We start from the raw sequence: 2,972 nt of genomic DNA, 5'->3' as shown, positions 1-2,972 counted from the left end.
CTAGACAGCATGTTGTATCCTAAACGTTGTGTTGAGGCAGTAGGCTGCTCAAGCTTTGGACAGAGAGATTGCAAAAAAACAAAAAACCCTGGTACTAGACCAGGGTTTGGAATTTTATCTGAAGGGTAACTCTTGAAGTGTAGGTTACCGTCCTTTTTTTAAAAGACACAGAGACCAGTAGGCACGCCAAAACGGAAATACCCACCGCCTCACAGGCCGTTACATTAGAAAATAATTATGCTTCACCATGGCCGCACTCATGAATTTAGAGTAAATTCCTAAGAACCTTCGCAGAAGTAAATGCTAGCCGATGCATGCACGCAGGCTCCACAGCCAAGCATGTGCAACAAAAGCTTGAAGAAGCACATCCTTTTCAACTGGAATCGCATTCGCATCTCTTGGCCTGGATTCACAGACAAAATCTCCCTACTGAATGATCCGATCAAATCTATCGATCACCACTAATCCCGTACCGGAATGCTTTCGCTCGGAAAGGTTCAATGACGATGATCTCCATTCTGAAGTGACGCAGTGTAATCGCAGGTAGTTGTTCCTCCATTGACCATCGGCTGACATTAATTACCATACTACAAGCACCACAAATTCTCACGGCAATCTGATCAAAAAAAATGGCATTTCTCTTGGCTACAACGCTATTCAGTACATCCAGCATTTTCAAGAATAGACATATGCTACTTCATCATCCATTGAAGGTAGAAAAACTATTTTATTAGCACTTGCTTGTCTCCAGACTTTAAGCCTTAGTTCATAATTGGACCTGATTTTATTAATTATTTTAGAACGGGTCTACTCTACGTTCTCAAACATTAATTCTTCTTTGTTAAACAGGCTCTTCATCCCGCCTGTGTATTCCCAAGCGCACGTAGCGATTCATCATCTCTACGTAATGCTTTCACCTTCTTCCGCTGATTTCTCTCGGAATGCCTCCACAGGTTCCCGCGGTTCAAACATCTAGGATCATTACCTCTCCCATTCCATAAAATCGCAACTCTCAAGGCTTTTTCCAGCTCAGATTGTACTCGCGTTAATCCGCACAATACATCTTGATAGAATTTTTGCGCAACTCACGACCATCTGACGTCAGAACGCAACCGTCAGCATTTCGAGACATACCGCAGTAATCCACATGATCTTTCCTAGCGACGATGGAAGCTTTCCACAGATTGACTTCCTTTGACACTAAGAACCTGCCAAGCGATCTTTACCGCCTCTCAGCCTTCCATAAAGGCCTCTCCATCGGATCAAAGTCGGCGTACGGAATCATTGGAAGGAAAGTACCAATAGTAAAGGGATAACGAAGAGTAAATACGCCAGATTGCATCAAGGCCGAAGCTCCTAACGCGCACCGTGATGACCCTCTCCAGACGGAAGAACGTTGGTCTCCAAATGTAATCTACCAAAGACCACCCATGTGTAATGCACGCTGGATAATTCATCGGCTCTTATAAGATCTCTCCGTGATTTTCTCGTACATTCTCGAAAGGTTACGTATTTTCTTCTACCACTTTCTCACCTAGTCGGTGATCGTCGCAGCATCCGATGGGGATCCCTTTACATTAGCGCAGATTTCCCATAGCGCTGAACAGCGGCCGCAAAATCAAGAAATACAGCCAAGCCGGTAGACTAACTCCTAATCCTTCATCACAGCCACTTTTGCAGCCCTAGAAGCGTACATCACGTGGTACTAGGTTACAAAGGCAGGTATCTGCGCTCCAGGTATAATCTCTATCTCTTCTGCAATATCTAAGCCGGTTTCTTACTTCTCGAATGGCCTTGCATCCTCCACTCTTCGGTACCAAACGCGACCATCATTACGCAACTTTCAGACATCAGCGTCAGTTCGATGTAGTCACGGAACTGGGTACAATTGGTGAATTTGAGTGAAGCAGGATTCGCCATTAAGCTCCTTTCGCACAGCACGCCAAGCAGCAGAAACTCAGTTCATGGCATGTCGACAGATAAAATACGTTACCATATCCTCCAGGCCAATACTACACAGTGAGCTGCATAACGCTCAATTTCTGCCTGTAAGCAGTTTCGAGCAATTATCCCTCTAGCCTTACCATCCACCTTCAAATGTCCAGCATCTCGTGGCGGTGTACATTTGTACAGAACTAAGGCAAATCTGACGAGATAAGCTGATAAGCGCCAATCATAGCTGCTGGCCAGTCTGACCACGGCGTAGAATGTACGGCTTACCTGCAACCCCACGAAAGATCGATTATCAACAATCCACCATAATCACGAGCAAAAGCACACCTTGCGCTACTGCTGATCAATAATGTTTCGACTCACCTCTGCTAAACGGTGACATTCCCTTCTCGAGAACGTAATCTCCACTTGATCGTATCATAGAATAATCTGTAACGCTGTCCCCATCATTCTGATAGTTCTTTGCCGCATTAATACCACCTGTGTGCCCATACTATGCGCTCTTCTAGGCTATCATGGAAAGTGAAACACTTCACATTAATCCTAGTTTCCCAAGGTTGCGCTGCACTGCGCCGGCCAAAACTTGTACCTACCACAAGACTCAATTTCTTTTGTTATTTGGAGCCACCAGAGGAACGGTCGACTGGAACTTCGTCCATTTTCCCCAAAGTGACCAGGAGTACTTTACCTTCTAATTTCATAGTCATATTCGTTTTAAGCGTTACGCAAAAGAACATGAAACGAATAACGCAAACCAAGCGAATAACCACAGCAATCAGTGTTCCCAATACATGATAATGCGGTATTTTCTATGGTTCAATCCCAGTCTGAATGAACTCTGAATCCATGCCACAAGTGAAAAGCAATCACTAGCATAGATACGACGTAGAAAATCACATAGAAGATGTTTTGATAGGCGGCCGCTACAATTTTATATAGATCTTTATATTCTTGTCCATCATAGGTAGCCATCGGTAAATTTCCGAGCTTCATCTGCAACCAGAACTGATACATGTGTA

At 44.3% G+C, this 2,972-nt stretch carries 2 protein-coding genes; both read right to left on the bottom strand.

Annotated elements, in window-relative coordinates:
- Positions 1 to 1,989: 1,989 nt before the first annotated feature.
- Positions 1,990 to 2,226, bottom strand: coding sequence for a hypothetical protein (locus D5R40_RS31600; protein ID WP_124155784.1), 237 nt, complete (start codon positions 2,224 to 2,226; stop codon positions 1,990 to 1,992).
- 543 nt (positions 2,227 to 2,769) lie between these two features.
- Positions 2,770 to 2,972, bottom strand: a 203-nt coding sequence (locus D5R40_RS38495; RefSeq protein WP_205127794.1) for a succinate dehydrogenase/fumarate reductase transmembrane subunit, incomplete at its 5' end; no start/stop codon positions are given.

This window comes from Okeania hirsuta (assembly GCF_003838195.1).
Taxonomy (GTDB): Bacteria; Cyanobacteriota; Cyanobacteriia; order Cyanobacteriales; family Microcoleaceae; genus Okeania; species Okeania hirsuta.
The sequence above is the reverse complement of the archived record's forward strand: the minus strand, read 5'-3'. Positions and strand labels throughout refer to the sequence as shown.